The 18905-nt window shown below is 66.9% G+C and carries 20 protein-coding genes, 1 tRNA gene and 2 riboswitches; of the genes, 4 read left to right on the top strand and 17 right to left on the bottom strand.

Translation table 11 applies throughout. The features are described from left to right. Nucleotides 1–29: 29 nt before the first annotated feature. Together ptsP and nagE are read left to right on the top strand one after the other, a co-directional pair. Nucleotides 30–2525 carry a phosphoenolpyruvate--protein phosphotransferase gene (gene ptsP / locus FG91_RS19835; protein WP_037518630.1) on the top strand — a complete coding sequence of 832 codons (2496 nt, stop codon included), beginning with the start codon at nucleotides 30–32 and terminating at the stop codon, nucleotides 2523–2525. Beyond that, nucleotides 2522–4204: an N-acetylglucosamine-specific PTS transporter subunit IIBC gene (gene nagE, locus FG91_RS19830; protein WP_037518628.1), complete on the top strand. Its 1683-nt coding sequence runs from the start codon at nucleotides 2522–2524 to the stop codon at nucleotides 4202–4204. Before ptsP ends, nagE begins: the two co-directional genes overlap by 4 nt. Before the next feature lie 27 nt (nucleotides 4205–4231). Here the strand turns inward: nagE and FG91_RS19825 are convergent, their stop codons facing one another. The 3 genes from FG91_RS19825 to FG91_RS19815 all read right to left on the bottom strand — a co-directional run bounded on the left by FG91_RS19825 (nucleotide 4232) and on the right by FG91_RS19815 (nucleotide 5243). After that, a complete protein-coding gene (locus tag FG91_RS19825) occupies nucleotides 4232–4567 on the bottom strand; it encodes an NADH-quinone oxidoreductase subunit A (RefSeq protein WP_052188001.1) in 336 nt (111 codons plus the stop codon). Between the two features lie 191 nt (nucleotides 4568–4758). Next, entirely contained in the window at nucleotides 4759–5079 is a 321-nt protein-coding gene (sugE, locus tag FG91_RS19820) for a quaternary ammonium compound efflux SMR transporter SugE (protein ID WP_037518626.1), read from the bottom strand. An 88-nt stretch (nucleotides 5080–5167) separates the two neighbouring features. Beyond that, nucleotides 5168–5243: transfer RNA gene (locus tag FG91_RS19815), tRNA-Trp, on the bottom strand. Between the two features lie 92 nt (nucleotides 5244–5335). Between FG91_RS19815 and FG91_RS19810 the strand changes: the two genes are divergently transcribed. Together FG91_RS19810 and FG91_RS19805 are read left to right on the top strand one after the other, a co-directional pair. Next, entirely contained in the window at nucleotides 5336–6280 is a 945-nt protein-coding gene (locus FG91_RS19810) for a DMT family transporter (protein WP_037518622.1), read from the top strand. Further along, nucleotides 6277–6900, top strand: coding sequence for a glutathione S-transferase family protein (locus FG91_RS19805; RefSeq protein ID WP_037518620.1), 624 nt, complete (start codon nucleotides 6277–6279; stop codon nucleotides 6898–6900). The genes FG91_RS19810 and FG91_RS19805 overlap by 4 nt, the downstream gene beginning before the upstream one ends. Before the next feature lie 177 nt (nucleotides 6901–7077). Here the strand turns inward: FG91_RS19805 and FG91_RS19800 are convergent, their stop codons facing one another. The 14 genes from FG91_RS19800 to FG91_RS19740 all read right to left on the bottom strand — a co-directional run bounded on the left by FG91_RS19800 (nucleotide 7078) and on the right by FG91_RS19740 (nucleotide 18656). Beyond that, nucleotides 7078–7497 (bottom strand): GFA family protein, encoded by a 420-nt coding sequence (locus FG91_RS19800; RefSeq protein ID WP_200878495.1) that lies wholly within the window; start codon nucleotides 7495–7497, stop codon nucleotides 7078–7080. Next, a complete protein-coding gene (locus FG91_RS19795; protein WP_052187962.1) occupies nucleotides 7494–9053 on the bottom strand; it encodes a fatty acid--CoA ligase in 1560 nt (519 codons plus the stop codon). The genes FG91_RS19800 and FG91_RS19795 overlap by 4 nt, the downstream gene beginning before the upstream one ends. A 101-nt stretch (nucleotides 9054–9154) precedes the next feature. Continuing rightward, nucleotides 9155–9772, bottom strand: a complete 618-nt coding sequence (locus tag FG91_RS19790) for a DUF938 domain-containing protein (protein ID WP_081940710.1) — start codon at nucleotides 9770–9772, stop codon at nucleotides 9155–9157. 14 nt (nucleotides 9773–9786) lie between these two features. Beyond that, nucleotides 9787–10233 carry an ABA4-like family protein gene (locus tag FG91_RS19785; protein WP_037518615.1) on the bottom strand — a complete coding sequence of 149 codons (447 nt, stop codon included), beginning with the start codon at nucleotides 10231–10233 and terminating at the stop codon, nucleotides 9787–9789. An 18-nt stretch (nucleotides 10234–10251) separates the two neighbouring features. Next, nucleotides 10252–10596, bottom strand: coding sequence for a hypothetical protein (locus FG91_RS19780; RefSeq protein ID WP_037518612.1), 345 nt, complete (start codon nucleotides 10594–10596; stop codon nucleotides 10252–10254). Continuing rightward, nucleotides 10596–12104, bottom strand: a complete 1509-nt coding sequence (gcvPB, locus tag FG91_RS19775; protein WP_081940709.1) for an aminomethyl-transferring glycine dehydrogenase subunit GcvPB — start codon at nucleotides 12102–12104, stop codon at nucleotides 10596–10598. Before gcvPB ends, FG91_RS19780 begins: the two co-directional genes overlap by 1 nt. A gap of 32 nt (nucleotides 12105–12136) precedes the next feature. After that, nucleotides 12137–13495 carry an aminomethyl-transferring glycine dehydrogenase subunit GcvPA gene (gcvPA, locus tag FG91_RS19770; protein ID WP_037518607.1) on the bottom strand — a complete coding sequence of 453 codons (1359 nt, stop codon included), beginning with the start codon at nucleotides 13493–13495 and terminating at the stop codon, nucleotides 12137–12139. Between the two features lie 3 nt (nucleotides 13496–13498). After that, nucleotides 13499–14320 carry a glycosyltransferase family 2 protein gene (locus FG91_RS19765; RefSeq protein ID WP_037518605.1) on the bottom strand — a complete coding sequence of 274 codons (822 nt, stop codon included), beginning with the start codon at nucleotides 14318–14320 and terminating at the stop codon, nucleotides 13499–13501. A gap of 36 nt (nucleotides 14321–14356) precedes the next feature. Then, on the bottom strand, nucleotides 14357–14728 hold the full coding sequence (gene gcvH, locus FG91_RS19760) for a glycine cleavage system protein GcvH (RefSeq protein WP_037518603.1): 372 nt from the start codon (nucleotides 14726–14728) through the stop codon (nucleotides 14357–14359). Nucleotides 14729–14731: 3 nt separating this feature from the next. Beyond that, complete coding sequence (gcvT, locus tag FG91_RS19755) at nucleotides 14732–15868, bottom strand: glycine cleavage system aminomethyltransferase GcvT (RefSeq protein ID WP_081940698.1); 1137 nt, start codon at nucleotides 15866–15868, stop codon at nucleotides 14732–14734. Nucleotides 15869–15922: 54 nt separating this feature from the next. Further along, a riboswitch (glycine riboswitch) is annotated at nucleotides 15923–16027 on the bottom strand. Then, nucleotides 16028–16128, bottom strand: a riboswitch (glycine riboswitch). It lies immediately after the preceding riboswitch. Nucleotides 16129–16186: 58 nt separating this feature from the next. After that, nucleotides 16187–16336 carry a hypothetical protein gene (locus tag FG91_RS22450; protein WP_235212112.1) on the bottom strand — a complete coding sequence of 50 codons (150 nt, stop codon included), beginning with the start codon at nucleotides 16334–16336 and terminating at the stop codon, nucleotides 16187–16189. Between the two features lie 112 nt (nucleotides 16337–16448). Continuing rightward, the gene (locus FG91_RS22445) at nucleotides 16449–16835 is read right to left on the bottom strand and encodes an NAD-dependent epimerase/dehydratase family protein (RefSeq protein WP_235212111.1); all 387 of its coding nucleotides are present in this window, start codon (nucleotides 16833–16835) and stop codon (nucleotides 16449–16451) included. Beyond that, nucleotides 16828–18000, bottom strand: coding sequence for a deoxyguanosinetriphosphate triphosphohydrolase (locus FG91_RS19745; RefSeq protein WP_037518600.1), 1173 nt, complete (start codon nucleotides 17998–18000; stop codon nucleotides 16828–16830). The genes FG91_RS22445 and FG91_RS19745 overlap by 8 nt, the downstream gene beginning before the upstream one ends. Next, a complete protein-coding gene (locus FG91_RS19740) occupies nucleotides 17997–18656 on the bottom strand; it encodes an SPOR domain-containing protein (protein WP_052187961.1) in 660 nt (219 codons plus the stop codon). Before FG91_RS19740 ends, FG91_RS19745 begins: the two co-directional genes overlap by 4 nt. Nucleotides 18657–18905: the final 249 nt, after the last annotated feature.

The following is an 18905-nucleotide window of genomic DNA, read 5'->3' as shown; positions in this document are numbered from 1 at the left end:
AAGCGGCGGAAGTTTTGGGGATTAAATCGATGAGCTTGATCATCACCTCTCCGCTCAGAGGATGGGCGACGACGCTGGACAGCGTTCCCGACCCCGTCTTTGCCCAGCGCATGATGGGCGATGGCGTCGCGATCCAGCCGCTCGGCGATACCGTCGTCGCGCCGTTCGACGGCGAGGTGGTGACGCTCCACGACGCGGGCCACGCGATTTCGCTGCGCAGCGCCGAGGGCGCCGAGGTGCTGATCCATATCGGGCTCGACACCGTGATGCTGAAAGGCGAAGGCTTCACTCCGCTCATCGCGATGGGCGACAAGGTGTCGCGCGGCGACCCGCTGATCCGCTTCGATCTCGATGCGGTCGCGCTCGCCGCGACGAGCCTGATCACCCCGGTGATCGTCACCAATGCCGAGGCTTTTGCAATCAGCCGCCGCACCGTCGATTGCGCGATCGGCGCATGCGAAGCGCTGATGACATTGGTGCCCGTGCAGGCCGAGGCGCGCCGCCGGTCGGATGACGGCACGGTGGTCGAGCAGGCGGTGACGCTGTCGCTGCCGCACGGCATCCACGCGCGTCCCGCCGCGCGGATCGGCGAGACGGCACGGCGGTTCGAGGCCGACGTGCATCTGCTGAACGGCGACAAGCGCGGCGATGCGCGCAGCACGGTCGCGCTGCTCGCGCTCGGCACGGGCTTTGGCGACGAGGTTGTGGTGCAGGCGCGCGGCGACGATGCAGAGGCGGCGCTTGCGGCAATCGTCGCCTTGCTCGCGACCGACATGGGCGAAGGCAAGCCCGCCGCAGCGGTAACCGCAGCCGCCACAGCCGCCGCCGAACCGTTGCGCGTCGGCCAGATCGGCGGCATCATCGCCTCGCGCGGCCTTGCGATGGGGCCGGCGGTGCGGCTCCGCCAAACCGAGATCGCGGTTGCGCGCGACGGCGCGAGCGCCGCCGAAGAGCGCACCGCACTGCTTGCGGCACGGACGGCCGCCCGCGCGCAAATCGCCGCGCGCGCCGACAGCGCCGACGGCAATGTCGCGGCGGTGATGCAGGCGCATCTCGCTCTGATCGACGATCCCGAACTGCTTGCGGGTGCCGAACGGCGCATCGCCGAGGGACGCAGCGCCGGCTTTGCATGGCGCGGCGCGATCCACGACCAGATCGACGCGATCCGCGCAACGGGCAACGCGCATCTGATCGAACGCATCGACGACCTGATCGACATCGAACGCCAATTGCTCTCTGCGCTCACCGGTACGCCGCTCGGCGGTGACGCGCTTCCGCCCGGCGCGATCATCATCGCCGACGATTTGCTGCCGTCACAATTCGTCGCGCTCGCTGCCGGCCGACCGGCGGGAATCGCGCTGCTCCACGGCGGACCGACGTCGCACGTCGCGATCCTGTGCGCGGGGATGTGCCTGCCCGCGCTGGTCGCGATGGGCGACGCGTTGAACGAAATCGCCGACGGAACTCCGCTGCTCCTCGATGCCGAAGCCGGCCTTGTCACCGCGTCGCCCACGCCCGGGGAGGTCGATGCCTTCGCCGCACGCCTCGCCCAGCGCGATGCCCGGCGCGAGGCAGCAAAGGCTGCGGCGAAAAATGCCTGCCAAACCGCCGACGGCACGCGCATCGAAATCTTTGCCAATATCGGCACGGTCGAAGACGCCGTGCTCGCCGCCGAACAGGGCGCCGAGGGATCGGGACTCGTCCGCAGCGAGTTCCTCTTCCTCGATCGCGACACCGCGCCGTCCGAGGATGAGCAGCACGCGGCGTATCAGGGCATCGCCGATGCGCTGGCGGGCATGCCCGTCATCATCCGCCTGCTCGACATCGGCGGCGATAAGCCCGCCGCTTATATCCCCATCGCCCACGAGGAAAATCCGGCGCTCGGCCAGCGCGGTATCCGCGTCGCGCTCGCGCAGCCCGACCTGCTCGAAACGCAGCTCCGCGCGATCCTGCGCGTCGAGCCGGCCGGCCAGTGCAAGATCATGATTCCGATGGTCGCGAGCCTCGACGAGCTGCGCCACGTCCGCGCGATCGTCGAGCGGCTCCGCGGCGAAATGGGGATAACAACACCGGTCGAGGTCGGGGTGATGGTTGAGACGCCCGCCGCGGCGATGACCGCCGATCTGCTCGCGGTCGAGGCCGATTTCCTGTCGATCGGCACCAACGACCTCACCCAATATGTCCTCGCGATGGATCGCGGCAATCCGGCGGTCGCCGCCGGGGTCGACGCGATGCACCCCGCGGTGCTGCGCATGATCGGCGAAACCTGCCGCCTTGCGACCGCGCGCGGGCGCTGGGTCGGGGTGTGCGGCGGGCTTGCCTCGGATCCCGCGGCGCTGCCGATCCTGGTCGGGCTCGGCGCCACCGAACTGTCGGCCGTCCCCGGCTTCGTCGCCGAGGCGAAGCAGATCGTCCGCGGCCTCACCCTGATCGAAGCGCGCGCGCACGCCGAACTCGCGCTGCAATGCAAGTCGGCGGCCGAGGTTCGCGCGCTCGCCCGCGCATTCGAGGAGACACGGCGATGAGAAAGATGCTCGAAACGCTCCAGCCGCTCGGCCGCGCGTTGATGCTGCCGATCGCGGTACTGCCGATCGCCGGCCTGCTGCTGCGTATCGGCCAGCCCGACCTGCTCGATATCGCCTTCATCTCGGCGGCGGGCGCCGCGATCTTCGAAAATCTGGGCATCCTCTTCGCAATCGGCGTCGCGGTCGGCTTCGCGCGCGACGGCAATGGCGCCGCGGCGCTTGCGGGCGTGGTCTGCTACCTCGTCACCACGACCGGCGCGCAGACCTTCCTGACGGCACCACCCGATATTGGTGCGGGTTTGCCCGAGGCGGCGGCGGCGCTCGCCGCGAAGAATTGGGCGCTCACGCAAATCGACAAGCTCGAGGTGCCGATAGGCATATTCTCCGGCCTCATCGGTGGCAATTTCTACAACCGCTTCGCCACCATCGCGCTCCCCGAATATCTCGCCTTCTTCGGCGGGCGGCGCTTCGTGCCGATCGCCAGCGGAGTCGCCGGGCTGCTGCTCGCCGCCATCATCGGCTATGGCTATGCGCATATTAGCGGCGCGATCGATACCGCGAGCCGCACCGTGGTCGAAAGCGGCAGCGCCGGTCTCTTCGTCTATGGCGCGCTCAACCGGCTGCTGATCGTCACCGGGCTCCACCACATCATCAACAACGCTGCCTGGTTCCTCGTCGGCGATTTCGCGGGCGCGACGGGCGATCTTCGGCGCTTCTTCGCTGGCGACCCCAATGCGGGCGCATTCATGTCGGGCTTTTTCCCGGTGATGATGTTCGGTCTGCCCGCCGCGTGCCTCGCCATGTATCACGAGGCGCGGCCCGAGCGGCGCAAGGCGGTCGGCGGCATGCTCTTCAGCCTCGCCTTCACCAGCTTCCTCACCGGCGTCACCGAACCGATCGAGTTCACCTTCATGTTCGTCGCGCCGTTGCTCTACGCGATCCACGCGCTGCTGACGGGCGCCTCGATGGCGCTGATGAACGCGCTCGACGTCAAACTTGGTTTCGGCTTTTCGGCCGGGCTGTTCGACTATGTGCTGAACTTCAGCCTTGCGACGCGGCCGTGGATGCTGCTGCCGGTGGGCGCTGCCTATGCCGCGCTCTATTACGGGCTGTTCCGTTTCTTCATCCGCCGCTTCGACCTCGCGACACCGGGACGCGAAAAGGGCGTCGTCGCCGAAACCGCGACCCAATCGGCGGGCGGCGCGCGCGGCGGAGCCTTTGTCGCGGCGCTCGGTGGCGCGGCCAATCTGGTCAGCGTCGATGCCTGCACCACGCGCCTGCGCCTGATCGTCGCCGACCAGCAGGCGATCGACGACGATGCGCTCACCGCACTCGGCGCGCGCGGTATCATCCGCCCGTCAGAGAAGGCGGCGCAAGTCGTGCTCGGGCCGATCGCCGATCTGGTCGCCGAGGAAATCCGCGGCGCGCTGGCGTGGAGCGGTGCAGCAGCGGCGGCGACGCTCACCCCGGTGGTGGCAGGGGGCACCGACGCCTCGGGCCTTCCGGCGGAAATCGTCGGCGCGCTCGGCGGCGATGCCAATGTCCGCACCATCCACGCGCTCCATGGGCGCTTCCGGGTCGAACTCGCCGATGCGGGACGCGTCGACGAGGGCGCACTCGGTCGGATCACGCGCGGCATCGTCCGCCCGCGACCCGACATCTGTCACATCCTGCTATGACTTAGGGCGGGCGCCTGGCCGTCCAGGCTAGTCCCAGTCGAGCGCCCCCTTTTTCCATTCGTAGATGAACCCGATCGTCAAAATGCCCAAGAAGACCATCATCGCGCCCCACGCTTCCCAGCCGAGGTCGTCGACAACGACGGCCCAGGGAAAGAGGAAGGCGGCCTCGAGGTCGAAAATGATGAACAGGATCGCGACAAGATAGAAACGGACGTCGAACGGCTTGCGCGGTGCCTCGAAGGCCGGAAAGCCGCATTCATATTCCGAAAGCTTTTCGCTGTCCGGCGCGTGGGCGCCGGTGAAGCGCGACACCGCGATCGGAAGGAAGACGAACAGAAGCGACAGCGCCAGCGCGACGCCCATAAAAATCAGGATTGGAAGATATTCGATCAACAGCGCGGATGAAGATCCCGCATTCACGCTGGACACGGATTTGGACAGCACGGCGGCCTCCCTTGGAAGTCGCCGGGCCGTCCCGGACCTGATGCCGGCGCACTGCCCCTTGGGCCGGATCCGCCGGGGAGGACGTGGCCTCGCTTGTCAGAACGCGCCGGTCAGGCGGGCGAGGACAGCTTCATCATCACCAGCCCGCTGACGATCAGCAGCGCGGCGGCAATCCGCATCGCATTCGCTTGTTCGCCGAGCACGAAGATGCCGACCAGAAAGGCACCGACCGCGCCAATCCCGGTCCAGATCGTATAGGCGGTGCCGAGCGGCAGCGATTTCATCGATAGCGCCAGCAGGGCGAAGCTCACGATCATTGCGACGAGCGTGATCGCAGTTGGCACGGGCCGCGTGAAGCCATCCGATTGCTTCATCGCAAACGCCCACACGATTTCGAAAATTCCGGCAATCGTCAAATATATCCAGGCCATGACAGCCTCCTTCAAAGGCTGCCGGGCCGTCCCGGACTTGTAAGCCCGCGCGTGGCGCGGGCGAGGACGTGGCCTCTTTTTGGCGGCCTGGCAGGGGCAGTAGGACTCGAACCTACGACCCTCGGTTTTGGAGACCGATGCTCTACCAACTGAGCTATACCCCTAGGCCGGAGTGCGCCACTAGCCGGATTGGAGAGGCGGGGCAAGAGGGATCACGGGTTGCACGGGCGGGCCGGGCTGATATGCGCAATTTCGCATGAGCGTAGCGCCGTCCCCTGCCCCGCCCGACGGGCCCCCGCAGAATTATCTGGGCGGCATCGGACTGCGGTTGCTCGCGATGGTCAGCCTGTCGCTGATGTTCGTGCTGGTCAAATATATCGACGCCGCGGGCATCCATATCGTCGAGAGCCTGTTCTGGCGGCAGGCGCTCGTCCTGCCCTTCCTGCTGCTGTGGGTCCAGGCGACCAGCGGTCTGTCGTCGCTCAAGACGCAGCGGATCGGCGCGCACGCGCGGCGGATGCTGATGGGGCTGACCGGCATGGCGTGCAATTTCGGCGCGATGATCCTGCTGCCGATGGCCGAGGCGACGACGATCAGCCTGTCGGTGCCGATCTTTGCCGTGATCTTCGCCGCGCTGATCCTCGGCGAGGCGACGGGTTGGCAGCGATGGAGCGCGGTGATCGTCGGTTTTATCGGCGTCCTCGTCGTGCTCGATCCGATTTCGAGCTTTGCGGGCGGATTCGGCGGCACGCACGGCCTCGGCACGATCGTTGCGCTGACGGGCGCGATTATGACCGCGTTGATTACGATTGCCGTGCGTGACCTGGGCCGCACCGAAAATGCCGGGACGATCGTCTTCTGGTTCAGCCTGTTGTCGATGATCCCGCTCGGCATCGCCCTGCCCTTCGTCATCACGCCGCACGACGGCCACGAATGGCTGCTCCTGATCGGGCTCGGCTTTCTCGGCGCGGTCGTCCAGATGTCGCTGACCGGCGCGCTGCGCCTCGCGCCGGTGTCGGTCGTGATCCCGATGGATTATTCGAGCCTGCTCTGGGCAATCGCCGCGGGCTGGTGGTTCTTCGGAACCTTGCCCGCCGACACGACATGGGTCGGCGCGCCCTTGATCATCGCGTCGGGCCTGTTCATCGCCTGGCGCGAGCATCGCCGCCATATCGACCGCCCGAAGGAGGTTGCCGCATGACGCTGCCCATTCTCTATCATTGCCCCGATGCCCGCTCGCTGCGCTGCCTGTGGGCGGTCGAGGAAGCCGGGATCGACGTCGACCTCAAGCTGCTCAAATTCCCGCCGCGCGCGTTCGAGCCCGATTATCGCGCGGTCAATCCGCTGATGACGATTCCCGGCTGGGTCGAGGACGGGCGGCTGATGACCGAATCGGCGGCGATCTGCGAGCGCATCGCGGAAGGCACTCCGCTCGAAGTGCGCCGCGACGAGGATGATTATTGGGCATGGCGCAACTGGCTGCACCGCAGCGACGCGACGCTGACCTTCCCGCTCGCGATCATGATCCGCTATACGCGCGTCGAACCCGAGGAGCGTCGACTGAGCCAGGCGGTCGAGGATTACAAAGCCTTCTTCGGCGGCCGCGCAAAGAGCATCGAGGCGGCGCTGGGCGACGGGCGCGAGTGGCTGGTCGCGGGGCGCTTCACCATCGCCGATATCGTGATCGGCTATGCCGCCTTCCTCGCGACGACATTGGGCGCCGACGACGTACTGGGCGATGCGACGAAGGCGTGGCTGGACCGCTGCATGGCGCGCGACGGATTCCAACGCGCCCGCGCGCGGCAGAAAGCCGCGGCCTGACGGAAAAGGGCTCCACCATCAGGTGAAGCCCTTCGTGCCCCCCGTGTATGGCAACGCCAACGGAGAAAACGCATCGGCCTTTCGGGGTGTAGGTCGCGTGAAAGGCCGAATGTCGGGTAATTTTATGCCGCGGCGAGAAGCTTGGCTTTCACATTCTCACCGGATGGCAAGCCCTGCCTAAAACCACATATCGCGGACACAGCGCCCGTCGGGCGGCAGGTCTTCAAAACTGTCGGCGCCGTCGAAATGATCGATCGGCAAGTCGGCAACCGCCTCGGCGGGAGCAAGGCGAATATTGACCGCCATCCGGCGCCGGCCGTCCGCCTCGATCCGCAAGCCGCGCCAACTCAGCAGGCAACCGCAGGTCGGGCAGAAATGGATTTCGAGCGCCGGGTCCGCCTTGCCGCGCCGTGCGTAGGTCCGCGTCGAGCCATCGAGGGCGATCCGCTCCCCCTCATAATCATAGGCCCAGAGCGCGCCGTAGCGCACGCACATGCTGCAATTGCAGGCGGTGACCGAACCGGGATCGCCGGTCAGCGTCCAGCCCGCGTCGCCGCAAAGGCAGCGCCCTTCCAGCCGCAGCGACGCGGCGGTCAATTCACCATCCGCTCATACCCCTCCCAATAGGGGGCACGCAGGTCCTTGCGCAAAATCTTGCCGCTGGCGTTGCGCGGTAACGCGTCGATCACGTCGATGCTGCGCGGGCATTTGAACGGCGCGATGCGTTCGCGCGCCCAGGCGATGATGTCGGCTTCGTCAGCCGTCGTACCGGGCTTGGCGACGACGACGGCTTTCACCGTCTCGCCCCATTTCTCGTCGGGAATACCGATCACCGCGACCTCCTGCACCGCGGGGTGGCCGAAGATCGCGCTTTCGACCTCGGCCGGATAGACATTCTCGCCGCCCGTGATGATCATGTCCTTCATCCGGTCGTGGATGAAGAGATAGCCGTCCGCATCGAGGTAGCCCGCGTCGCCGGTGCGGATCCAGCCGTCGTCGGTCATCGTCTTCGCCGTCGCGTCGGGCAGGTTCCAATACCCCAGCATATTGTTCGACGAGCGCGTCACGACCTCGCCCACCTCGCCCATCGGGACCGGTTGGCCGTCGGGTCCGAGGATGACGATTTCGACCCCGGGGAGCGCCTTGCCCGCCGAACGCATGCGCGCATTGCCTTCGGGGTCATGGTCCTCGGGCGGCAGCATCGAGATCGTGCCGGTCGTCTCGGTCATGCCGTAGGCCTGGATGAACTGGGCGCCGAACATCTTGATGCACTGGCGGAGCAGATCGAGCGGGATCGGTGCGGCGCCATAGAGGATATATTTTAGGCGGCTGTAATCGACGCTGGCGCAGCGCGGGTGCATGAGCAGCATCTGCAGCGCCGCGGGGACGATGAAGAAGCGCGTCACGCCATGCTGCTCGACCGCGTCGAACACACCGTCGGGGTTGAATTCGGCGAGGATGACGCCGGGGAGCCCCGATGCGAGCGCCATAATGCCGAGCCCCGTGCCGCCGATATGCGCGCACGGCATCGCGACCAGCACCGCCTCGTCATCCTCCCATTTGGTGTAGGGGAGGTCGAGGGTGCTCGAATGTTTGCGCAGCGCGAAGAGGTTTTGGTTCGACAGCACCGCGCCCTTGGGATTGCCGGTGGTGCCCGAGGTGTAGAGCTGGAGCACCGCGTCATTGGCACCCGACGGATCGAACGACACACGCTCGGCCCGGTCGATCATCGCCCATGCATCGGCGGCACCAACAATCGCGGGGTCGTTCTGCAACTTGCCAGCGAGCTGCTCGGCGAGCGTATCGAACCCCGGCCCCGCGAAGACGATCTTCGCCTGCGTGTCATTGACGATGAACGCCCATTCGGTTGGCGACAGGCGCCAGCCGATCGGCGCCATCACGATTCCCGCGCGCGCCGCGCCATAAAAGAGCGTGAAATAAAGATCGCTGTTCTTGCCGATCCACGCGATGCGGTCGCCCTTCTTCAGCCCCGCCGCGATCAAAGCCGATGCTGCGCGCGCGGTGCGATCGTCGAGTTCGGCGTAGCTATAGACGCGATCCTCTTCGCGCAGCGCCACCCGGTCGGGGCGCTCGCTGGCCCAATGGGTCAGGAATTCGTCGAACGTAAACAGCTCCGAAACGTCGCGGCCCATCGGCTCTCTCTCCTCGAATCGCGTCTTTTGCGCGCAATCGAGGAAAGGCTAGCGACTGTACCCGCGAGGTAAAGCGCCGATCGCCAATCCTGTCAGGTCCGTCAGGTGCGGCGGAACAGCAGCATCAGATTGTTCGCGGGCATCGCGCGGCGCTCGGCGAAGGCGAGACCGGCATCGGCGGCGGCGGCTTTGACCGCATCGGTATCGCGCAGGCCCCATGCGGGATTGCGGCTCCGCAGGCTGGCATCGAAGGCGAGATTGCTTTCCGCAGTAGGAACGTCGGGTTCGACATAGGGGCCATAGAGGATCAGCGGTGCAGCGGGGGCGAGCAGCCGCGCCGCACCTGCGAACAGACCCAGCGTCGCCTCCCACGGGCTGATATGGACCATATTGATGCAGAGAATCGCGCCGGCGCGGTCGAGGGGCCATTCGGGCGCCGACGCATCGAGCGCAAGCGGCGGCGCGATGTTCACAAGACCGGCTTCGGCGCGATATGCCGCGATCGAGGTCAGGCCGGCGGGATCGGGGTCGCTCGGCTGCCAGTCAAGCTGTGGAAAGGCGGCGGCGAAGTGGACGGCGTGCTCGCCCGACCCGCTCGCGACCTCGAGCACCGTTCCCGCCACGGGCAACCAGTCGGCGAGCACCGCGACGATGGCGTCACGATTGCGCAGCGTAGCGGGGGCATGCCGCTTCTCCGCCGGCGCGCCATCGCCCGGCATCCAGGGCTGCGGCGTCACTTTTTCGCCTGCGCCCGCGCGCGCCGTTCGCGGGCGATGAGCCATGCGAACAGCCCGACCGGACCGACCATCAGGGTCAGGAACAGGAAAGGAAACTGGATGAGGCGGCTGAACCCTTTCTGGTCGGCATCGCGCGCGATCCACATACCGGTGAACAGGTCGAAGGCGAGGTAATGAATCCATCCCATCGTCGCGCCGCCGGGGCTGTCGAACAGCTTCATCACGCCCTTCAGCGTCGTGAAATCCGCGCCGCTCGCGCCGCCGGGATCGATGCCACCGGTCAGGAAACCGACGATCAGCACCGTATAGGCGAGGCAAAGGAGGAAAACGCCGGCGTAGAGGATCGCCGCGAGAGTTTTCGGGCCGCGCGACAGGAAGGCGAGTGCGATCCAGCCCGCGATGGCCCAGTAATTGGCCAACAGAAAGATATTGTCCCAGCTCATCGCGCGCTCCCCGCCCTGTCAGATCAGTCCGCCGAGCCCGAAAAGCACGACGCCTGCGAGCAAGGCAATGGCGCCGGTGACGGTAATCAGCAAGGCCATTCGCGCCGCCGAAGCGCGCCGCGATGCCGCGAACGCCGCCGCAGCGCCCAGCCCGAACGCGAAGAGCGGCGCATAGACGAAGGCCCAGTCGTAGCTGAACTCGCGCCGGACCTCGATCATCTCCCATTGCTCGACGACGAGGCCGTAGGCCGTGATCGCGATCAGCCAGCCGAGGATCGCGACGATCGCGAACAGCGCGCCGGTCGCGACACACCCGGCGGCAGACCGCACTGGACGTTCGGGACCGGGCGCCGGGTCCGCCATCAACCCTCCCAGGCGAGCACGGGCCTCCGCGCCGCGAGCGTCTCGTCGAGCCGCGCGCGCGGCGCGAAATGCGGCGCCGACTTGAGCGCGGGGTCGCCATTCTTCGCGCGCATCGCAATGCTGCGCAGCGCGCCGATGAACTGGTCGAGCGCCGCCTTGCTCTCGGTCTCGGTCGGCTCGACGAGCATCGCGCCGTGGACGACGAGCGGGAAATACACCGTCATCGGATGATAACCCTCGTCGATCAGCCCCTTGGCGATGTCGAGCGTCGAGAAGCCTTCGGCGAGGCCCTTGTCGCTGAACAGCGCCTCGTGCATGCACGGGCCCGACGCGGCGAACGGCGCGTCGAGCACGCCGTCGAGGCTGCGCAGCACATAGTTCGCGTTGAGCACCGCATCCTCGGCGACCTGCTTCAGCCCGTCGGCGCCGTGGCTCAGGATATAGGTCAGCGCGCGCGTGAACATGCCCATCTGGCCGTGGAAAGCGGTCATGCGGCCGAAGGTCTGCGGATGATCCTCGCCCGCATTCTCCTCCTCGATCAGGCGGAAATCATCGCCCTGCTTCGTGACGAAAGGCAGCGGCGCGAAGGGCGCGAGCGCTGCCGACAGCACGACCGGACCCGAACCCGGACCGCCGCCGCCGTGCGGGGTCGAGAAGGTCTTGTGCAGGTTGATGTGCATCGCATCGACGCCAAGGTCGCCGGGGCGCACACGGCCGACGATGGCGTTGAAGTTCGCGCCATCGCAATAGACATAGCCGCCCGCCGCATGGACCGCATCCGAGATCGCCTTCATCTCGCGCTCGAACAGGCCGCAGGTGTTGGGGTTGGTGATCATCACGCCCGCGACGTCGGGGCCGAGGCGCGCCTTCAAGGCTTCGAGGTTGACGCGGCCCGCCTCGGTTGCCGGGATATCCTCGACGGTAAAGCCCGCGAAGGCCGCGGTCGCGGGGTTGGTGCCGTGCGCGCTTTCGGGCACCAGGATCACGCGGCGGTCCTCGCCGCGCGCTTCGAGCGCCGCCTTGATGCACAGGATGCCGCACAGTTCGCCATGCGCGCCCGCCTTGGGCGACATCGCGACGCTGTGCATGCCGGTGAGCGTGATCAGCCATTCGGCGAGCTCGTGGATCACCGCATAGGCGCCCTGCACGGTTTCCTGCGGCTGGAGCGGGTGGACGTCGGCGAAGCCGGGCATCCGCGCGACCTTTTCGTTGAGGCGCGGGTTGTGCTTCATCGTGCAGCTGCCGAGCGGGAACAGGCCGAGGTCGATCGCGTAATTCTGCCGCGACAGGCGCGTATAATGGCGCACCGTTTCGGACTCGCTGAGCCCCGGCAGGCCGATCGGCGCGGCGCGCGCGAGCGCGCCGAGGTCGGCGGCGGGCGCGGCCTCGTCGAAGTCGACCCCGGTCGTCTCGCTGCCGCCAATCTCGAAGATCAGCGCTTCCTCGAGCATCAGCGCGCGGTTGCCGGTGAAGGTCGTGCTATCGTCGGCGCCGCCGGCGACGTTCATTTCGGGGCGCCAGCCGGCGCGGTTGAGCGCGGTCATGCCAGCACCTCCTTCAGGGCCGCGGCGAAGGCGGAAATATCCGCCTCGGTCACGGTTTCGGTCACGGCGACGACGAGGCCATTTTCGAGGCCGGCGTTGTCGGGATAGAGACGGCCGAGCGAAACGCCGCCCAATATGTCCTTCTCGGCGAGCTTGTGGATCACCGGCCGCGCCGCGGTCGGCAGCAGCAGCGTGAACTCGTTGAAGAAGCTGGTGTTCAGCACCGACACGCCGGGCACCTTCGCCAGCTCGGCGGCGGCGGCCTTCGCGCGGCCATGGTTGATCGCGGCGAGCTGGCGGAGACCCGCTTCGCCGAGCAAGGTCATGTGAATGCTGAAGGCCAGCGCACAAAGACCTGAATTGGTGCAGATATTGCTCGTCGCTTTCTCGCGGCGAATATGCTGTTCGCGCGTCGACAGCGTCAGCACGAAGCCGCGCTTGCCGTTCGCATCGACGGTTTCGCCGCAGAGGCGTCCGGGCATCTGGCGCACATATTTGGTCTTGCACGCGAAGAGGCCGACGTACGGCCCGCCGAACTGGAGTCCGACGCCGAGCGACTGCCCCTCGCCCACGACGATATCGGCGCCCATTTCGCCGGGCGACTTGATCAAACCGAGCGCGACGGGTTCGGTCACGACCGCGATCAGCAGCGCGCCCGCGGCTTGGCACGCTTCGGCGAGCTTCGTCATATCGTCGATGCGGCCGAGAATGTCGGGATATTGGACAACGACGCAGCTCGTGTCCTTGTCGATGCTGTCCGCGAGCGCAGCCCAGTCGGTGCCGGCTTCGAGGCTGGGGTCACCGTCGACCAGCACATCGCCGGTATATTTGGCCATGGTGCGCGCGACGCTGCGGTAATGCGGGTGGAGGCCGGTCGAAAGCAAAGCCTTCGCCCGCTTGGTGATGCGCCGCGCCATGACGATCGCTTCCCAGCAGGCGGTCGAGCCGTCGTACATCGACGCGTTGGCGACGTCGGTGCCGAGCAGGCGGGCGACCTGCGACTGGAATTCGAACAGCATCTGCAGCGTGCCCTGCGCGATTTCGGGCTGGTACGGCGTGTAGGCGGTCAGGAACTCGCCGCGCTGGATCAGGTGATCGACGCTCGCGGGCACATGGTGGCGATAGGCACCGGCGCCGAGGAAGAAAGGCCCCTCGCCCGCGGCGCGGCTGCGGCGTGCGAGTGCGCCCATGTGGCGCTCGACCGCAAGTTCGCTGGCGTGGTTCGGCAGGCCGGCGATCGGGCCATCGAGGCGTGCCTCGGCGGGGACGTCGACGAACAGGTCGTCGATCGTTGCGGCGCCGATCGTCGCGAGCATCGCCGCGCGGTCGTCATTGGTCAAAGGCAGATAACGCATGAACTACTCCGGGGAAGAGGCAGAATTTGCAGAAAAAAGTTGTACCGTATCGGCGAGCGCACCCGAAAAGATCGCCGGGCCCGCGTGGGTCGTCCGAATCCAGGGCGCGAGCCAGATACGAAAGCCCGTATCGCGAACGCGGCGGCAAAAAGCATAGTCGTCCGACAACAGAGCCTGGCTTTCGGGCTCGATCAGCGGGCAGAAAAAGGCGGGTTCGAGTTCGCCGACACCATGCGCCTGCCGTTCGGCGGGATCGGGACGAAAGACAAGGTCGGGCAAGGCCGCACGCATGCCGTCGAGCACCTCGCGGCGGATCAGCATCATCGCGGTGCCGAGACGCGACAGCTCGACAAGGTCGGTCATCTTGAAGCTTTGGTCGGCGTCCAGGAAATGCAGCGCGAAATCGCCCGAAAAACGGGCAAGGTCGGCGGGGTCATCCTTCGCGAGCCCCATCTCGACCGCGCGCGCGACATTACGCCAGTTGATCGTCCGGCGCGGATAGGCCCCGCCCAAAACGCCGCATTCGGGGTGCGCCGCCATCACGCGGATCAGCGAAAACACATCGTCCGATGAAAAATCGATATCGGCATCGACAAACAACAGATGTGTGCAATCGCTCGCGAGGAACATCGCGGTGAGGATATCCCGCGCGCGCGTGATCGACGGCTGGTAGAGGATGAATTCGAAGCGGACGGACATGCCGATCGCCTGCGCCCGCAACGCGAAATCAAGCGCCGCGCGGACATAGGTTCCCTGCGCCCCCTCATAGATGGGCGTCGCCACCATCAGGCGGCAATTGGCAAGGGCAGGATCGGTCGCGATCACATTATCTCCCCCTCCCGCAAGCGGGAGGGGAATCCTTCAAAGCGCGTCGCAGAAGACTTTGTACGCCTTCGCGTCCATCAGTCCTTCGAGCTGGCTCTTGTCGCCCAGCGTCATGCGGAAAAACCAGCCTTCGCCTTCGGCATCCGAATTGACGAGCGCGGGATCTTCCTCGAGCTGACCATTGCCTTCGGTCACGGTGCCGTCGACCGGCGCATAGACGTCGCTTGCCGCCTTCACCGATTCGACCACCGCCGCGTCGCCGCCCTTGGTGAGTTCGGCGCCGGTGTCGGGGACTTCGACGAACACGATGTCGCCAAGCTGGCCCTGCGCGAAGTCGGTGATGCCGACCGTCGCGACATCGCCGTCGACGTCGATCCACTCATGCTCTTCGGTAAAATAACGCGGCATCACTCAACCTCCTGTTTTACGAACATATTGATGCGGGACAAAGGGCATGGCCGCGACGGTGCAATGCACGCGCTTCCCGCGCACTTCGGCCGCGACCGCGGTGCCGGGCACAGCATGATCGCGCGGAACATAGCCCATCGCGATCGGCGCCCCGACGCTGGGGGCGAAACCGCCCGAGGTCACGACGCCAATCTCGTCCTCACCGTCGAACAGCTTGGCGCCCTCGCGCACTGGCAGCTTGCCGTCGACAAGAAGCCCGACCCGCTTGCGCGGGCTGCCGTCGGCGAGATGGCCGAGGATGCGTGCCGCGCCGGGGAAATTCTCTTCCTCGCGGCGACGCTTGCTGACCGCGAAGCCGAGATCGGCTTCGGCGGGGTCGATCGCGGGGGTGAGGTCGTGGCCGTAGAGCGGCAGGCCCGCTTCGAGCCGCAGCGAGTCGCGCGCACCGAGCCCGATCGGCTTCACTTCGTCCATCGCACAGAGCGCATCGGCGAAGGCGGTCAGCGCCTCGTTCGGCAGCGAGATTTCGAAGCCGTCCTCGCCGGTGTAGCCCGAGCGGCTGAGCGCGATCGCGTGGCCGGCCCAGGTCGCGCGGGTCGCCTGCATGAAGACGAGGCTCGCGGCCTCGGGCACTAGCCGTGCGAGCGCGTCGACCGCTTTCGGTCCCTGCAGCGCGAGGAGGCCATAATCTTCGTTGTGGTTGAGCGTGATATCGTCGGGAAGATTTTCGCGCAGGTGGCCGATATCTTCCCACTTCACCGCGCCGTTGACGACGATGCCGAACTGGTCGCCCTCGTTGGTGATCATCAGATCGTCGAGGATGCCGCCGTCTTCGTCCAGCAAGAGCGAATAGCGCATCCGGCCGGGCTTCAGCCCCGCGATGTCGCCGGGAACGAGCGTTTCGAGCGCTTCGGCGACATTGTCGCCCGACAAGGCCAGCTGGCCCATATGGCTGACGTCGAACAGGCCGGCGTTTTCGCGGACCCACAGATGCTCGGCCATGATGCCTTCATATTGGATCGGCATCCAATAGCCGGCGAATTCGACCATCCGGCCGCCCTTCGCGCGGTGCCAGGCGTCGAGCGGCAGCGTCGCGGTCTCAACTCCCGCCTCGTCGCCCGTAAATTCCGTGTCGGTCATGCCAGTCTCCCGCGGTTGCATAGCGTATGCGCGGCCCATCGCCGCGCCTTGCGCCATGCCCCCTCTGTCACGGGAACCTGAGAGTTTTCCCCCATATCATGGGGTTACCCCTTCGGTGGTTCCGGCGATACGGCCGGAACGCTTTCCAGAGTGTCCGTTCCAGCCTGCGCGGTCCATTTACCTGAGAGTTTCCGGGGCGGTTGCTCCTTCGGTGGTGAGGCGCCGGTTGCCCTGCCCTCACGCTCTCCCGCGCGGCCGGTCGAATCTCTTACGAGGCCCGACAGACGCTGCGAGCCTTGGCGCTGCCCTTTTACGGAGTCAATCGGCGAGCGCGCGGATCGCGTCGTTTTCGTGGATATGCACGCCCGAACCACGCTGGCCAGCGAGCGCGACGATCGCCGCGGCAACGGTAGCGCCCGAAATCGAGCGGTAGCGGCGGAAGCTGCCGTGAAGCAATGCGTCGGTCAACGGCGCCGCGATCGTCGCGATCCCTTCGCCCAGCCGCTGCGGTCCCGGCCGGTCGCCGCGCAGCAGGCCGGGGCGGATCAGGTCGAGCCGGTCGAAACCGAGAGCGCGCAGATCATCCTCGGTCTCGCCCTTGGTGCGCAGATAGAAATTGCCCCCTCTTTGCCGCAGCGCCGACCGAACTCACCGAAATCATGTGCGAGGTGCCGCCCGCCTTGGCACCGCGTGCGGCGGCGAGCACGAGATCATGATCGACCGCGCGAAACGCGGCCTGCGACCCCGCTTGCCGGATCGTCGTCCCGAGGCAGCAGATGAGGACGGCGGGCTTTTCGGCGGCGATCATGTCGGCCCAGCGCTCGGGCGGTGCGACCAGTGGCTTGTGCTGCGCCGCCAGCCCTTCGACTTCGCGGCGCGCAAGGACGGTGACGGGATTGGAACCGAAACACTCGATCACCGCGCGCCCGATCAACCCCGTCGCGCCGACGATCAGCGCGTCAGGCATGCGCGAGCGCGTGTGGCACCGCGTCGCGGCCGAAGATTTCGGCATAGCGGTCGATGGCGAAACGGTCGGTCATGCCCGCGATATAATCACCGATATGCCGGTTTGTCGCGCATTCTTCATGCGGCAGGCGCCCCGACCAATCCTCGCCCATCAGGCGCGGGTCGGCGGCATAAGCGGCAAAGAGATCGCCGACGACCTTGTTCGCCGCCTCGGCGGCGGCGACCTGTTCGGGGTGATGATAGAGATTGGCGTACATGAAGCGCTTGAGATCGCGCTCCTGCGCCGCAAGGCCGGTCGAAAAGCCGCCGAGCGCGCGGCCCGCGGCGCGAACCTCCTCGACGCTCCCCACCCCGGCTTCGGCGACATTCGCCTCGGTCGCCGCGATCACGTCGTTGACCATCACGCCGATCTGGTCGCGGACGAGCTCACGAAGCAAGCGGTCGCGCGGCGCGCCGGGGAAGCGCTCCTCGACCGCGCGGTAATTGGCGGCGACGAACGGCTGTTCCATCAACTGGTCGAGATCGAGCAGTCCGGCGCGGAGGCCATCGTCGATGTCGTGATTGTCATAGGCGATGTCGTCGGCGACCGCCGCGATCTGCGCCTCGAGGCTGGCGTGGCTGCCGAGGTCGAGCCCGAAATCGCCATCGATTTCGGCGAGCGCCCAGCCCGGGTTCGTCACCGGGCCATTATGCTTCGCGAGCCCTTCCAATGTTTCCCACGTCAGATTGAGGCCGTCGAAGCGCGGATAAGGACATTCGAGCCGCGCGAGCGTCCGCAGCGTATGACCATTGTGATCGAAGCCGCCATGCGCCGCCATCGCGGCCTTCAGCGCATCCTCGCCCGCATGACCGAAGGGCGGATGGCCGATGTCGTGCGCGAGACACAAGGCTTCGGTCAAATCCTCGTTGAGCCCGAGAGCGCGCGCGATGCCGCGGCCGATCTGCGCCACCTCGATGCTGTGGGTCAGCCGGACGCGATAATGGTCGCCGTCGGGGGCGACGAACACCTGCGTCTTGTGACGCAGGCGGCGAAAGGCGATCGAGTGAATGATGCGGTCGCGGTCGCGCTGGAAATCGTCGCGCGGCCCGCGCACGACGCGGCCAAGCTCGGCATGACGGCGCCCGCGGCTAGATGCGGGATCGCTGGCGCAGTCGGCAACGCTCACTTGACCGGATCGACGGACTGACCCGCCTCGCTGTTGAACAGGAAGCCGTCGCCGCCCGCCTTCTTATAGTCGCCCAGCCAATCCTGCGCCGCCTTGCGGTCCTTGAACGGCCCGACGAGCAGGCGGCGGGTCTTGCCCCATTCGGTCGTTGCACCCGACTTGCCCTTGAACACGGCGGGGCTCTTCTTGGCGAATTTGCCGAAATCGGTCGCGAGCGCCCTGGCATTCGCGCCGGTCGCGACCTGCACCCAGATGCGCGCCGGATTGGCCTTCTTCTCGGCCGCTTCTTCCTTGGCTTTCGCGTCGGCTTCTGCCTTCAATTTCGCGGCGGCACTGTCTTTTTCGCGCTTCGCCGCCTCGGCCGCCTCGGCCTTGCGCTTGTCTGCCATCAACCTGGCGAGCGTGTCGGCGCCGACGGCATTGTCACTCTGCGCCAGTTCTTCGGCCGGGATTTCAATCGATCCGACGATGTCGGCGAGCGAGGCGAGCGGCGCCGCCGAAACGGATGCTGGCGTGGCGGCTGCCATATTCACCGCCGGCGACGAGGCGGGCGCAACGGCTTCGGTCGCGGCGGGCGGCACGGCGCCCGTCGAACGGCCCATGTCGGCGATCGAAAAGCCCGGGCCGACCGGCCCCTTGCCGGCATCGACGGCCACGCCGATCGGCTCGGGCGCCGAGGCGGCGGGTGTCGAGGCGGGGGGGGGGGGAGAGCCGCCCGCCCGGGGGGCGGGGGGGGGGGGGGGGGGGGGGGGGGGGTTTGGTTGGGTTCCGAAGGGGCTGGTGAAAAGGGGACACCAGGACCGGGGGGGGGGAACGCGGGGGGGGGGCCTTCCCGAGGGGGGGCCACCCCCGGCGGGGGGGGGGGGGGGGGGGGCGGGGGGGGGCGGTGCAGACGGGGGGTGGGG

Origin of the sequence: Sphingopyxis sp. LC81 (assembly GCF_000756375.1) — a bacterium.
Classification (GTDB): domain Bacteria; phylum Pseudomonadota; class Alphaproteobacteria; order Sphingomonadales; family Sphingomonadaceae; genus Sphingopyxis.
The sequence above is the reverse complement of the archived record's forward strand: the minus strand, read 5'-3'. Positions and strand labels throughout refer to the sequence as shown.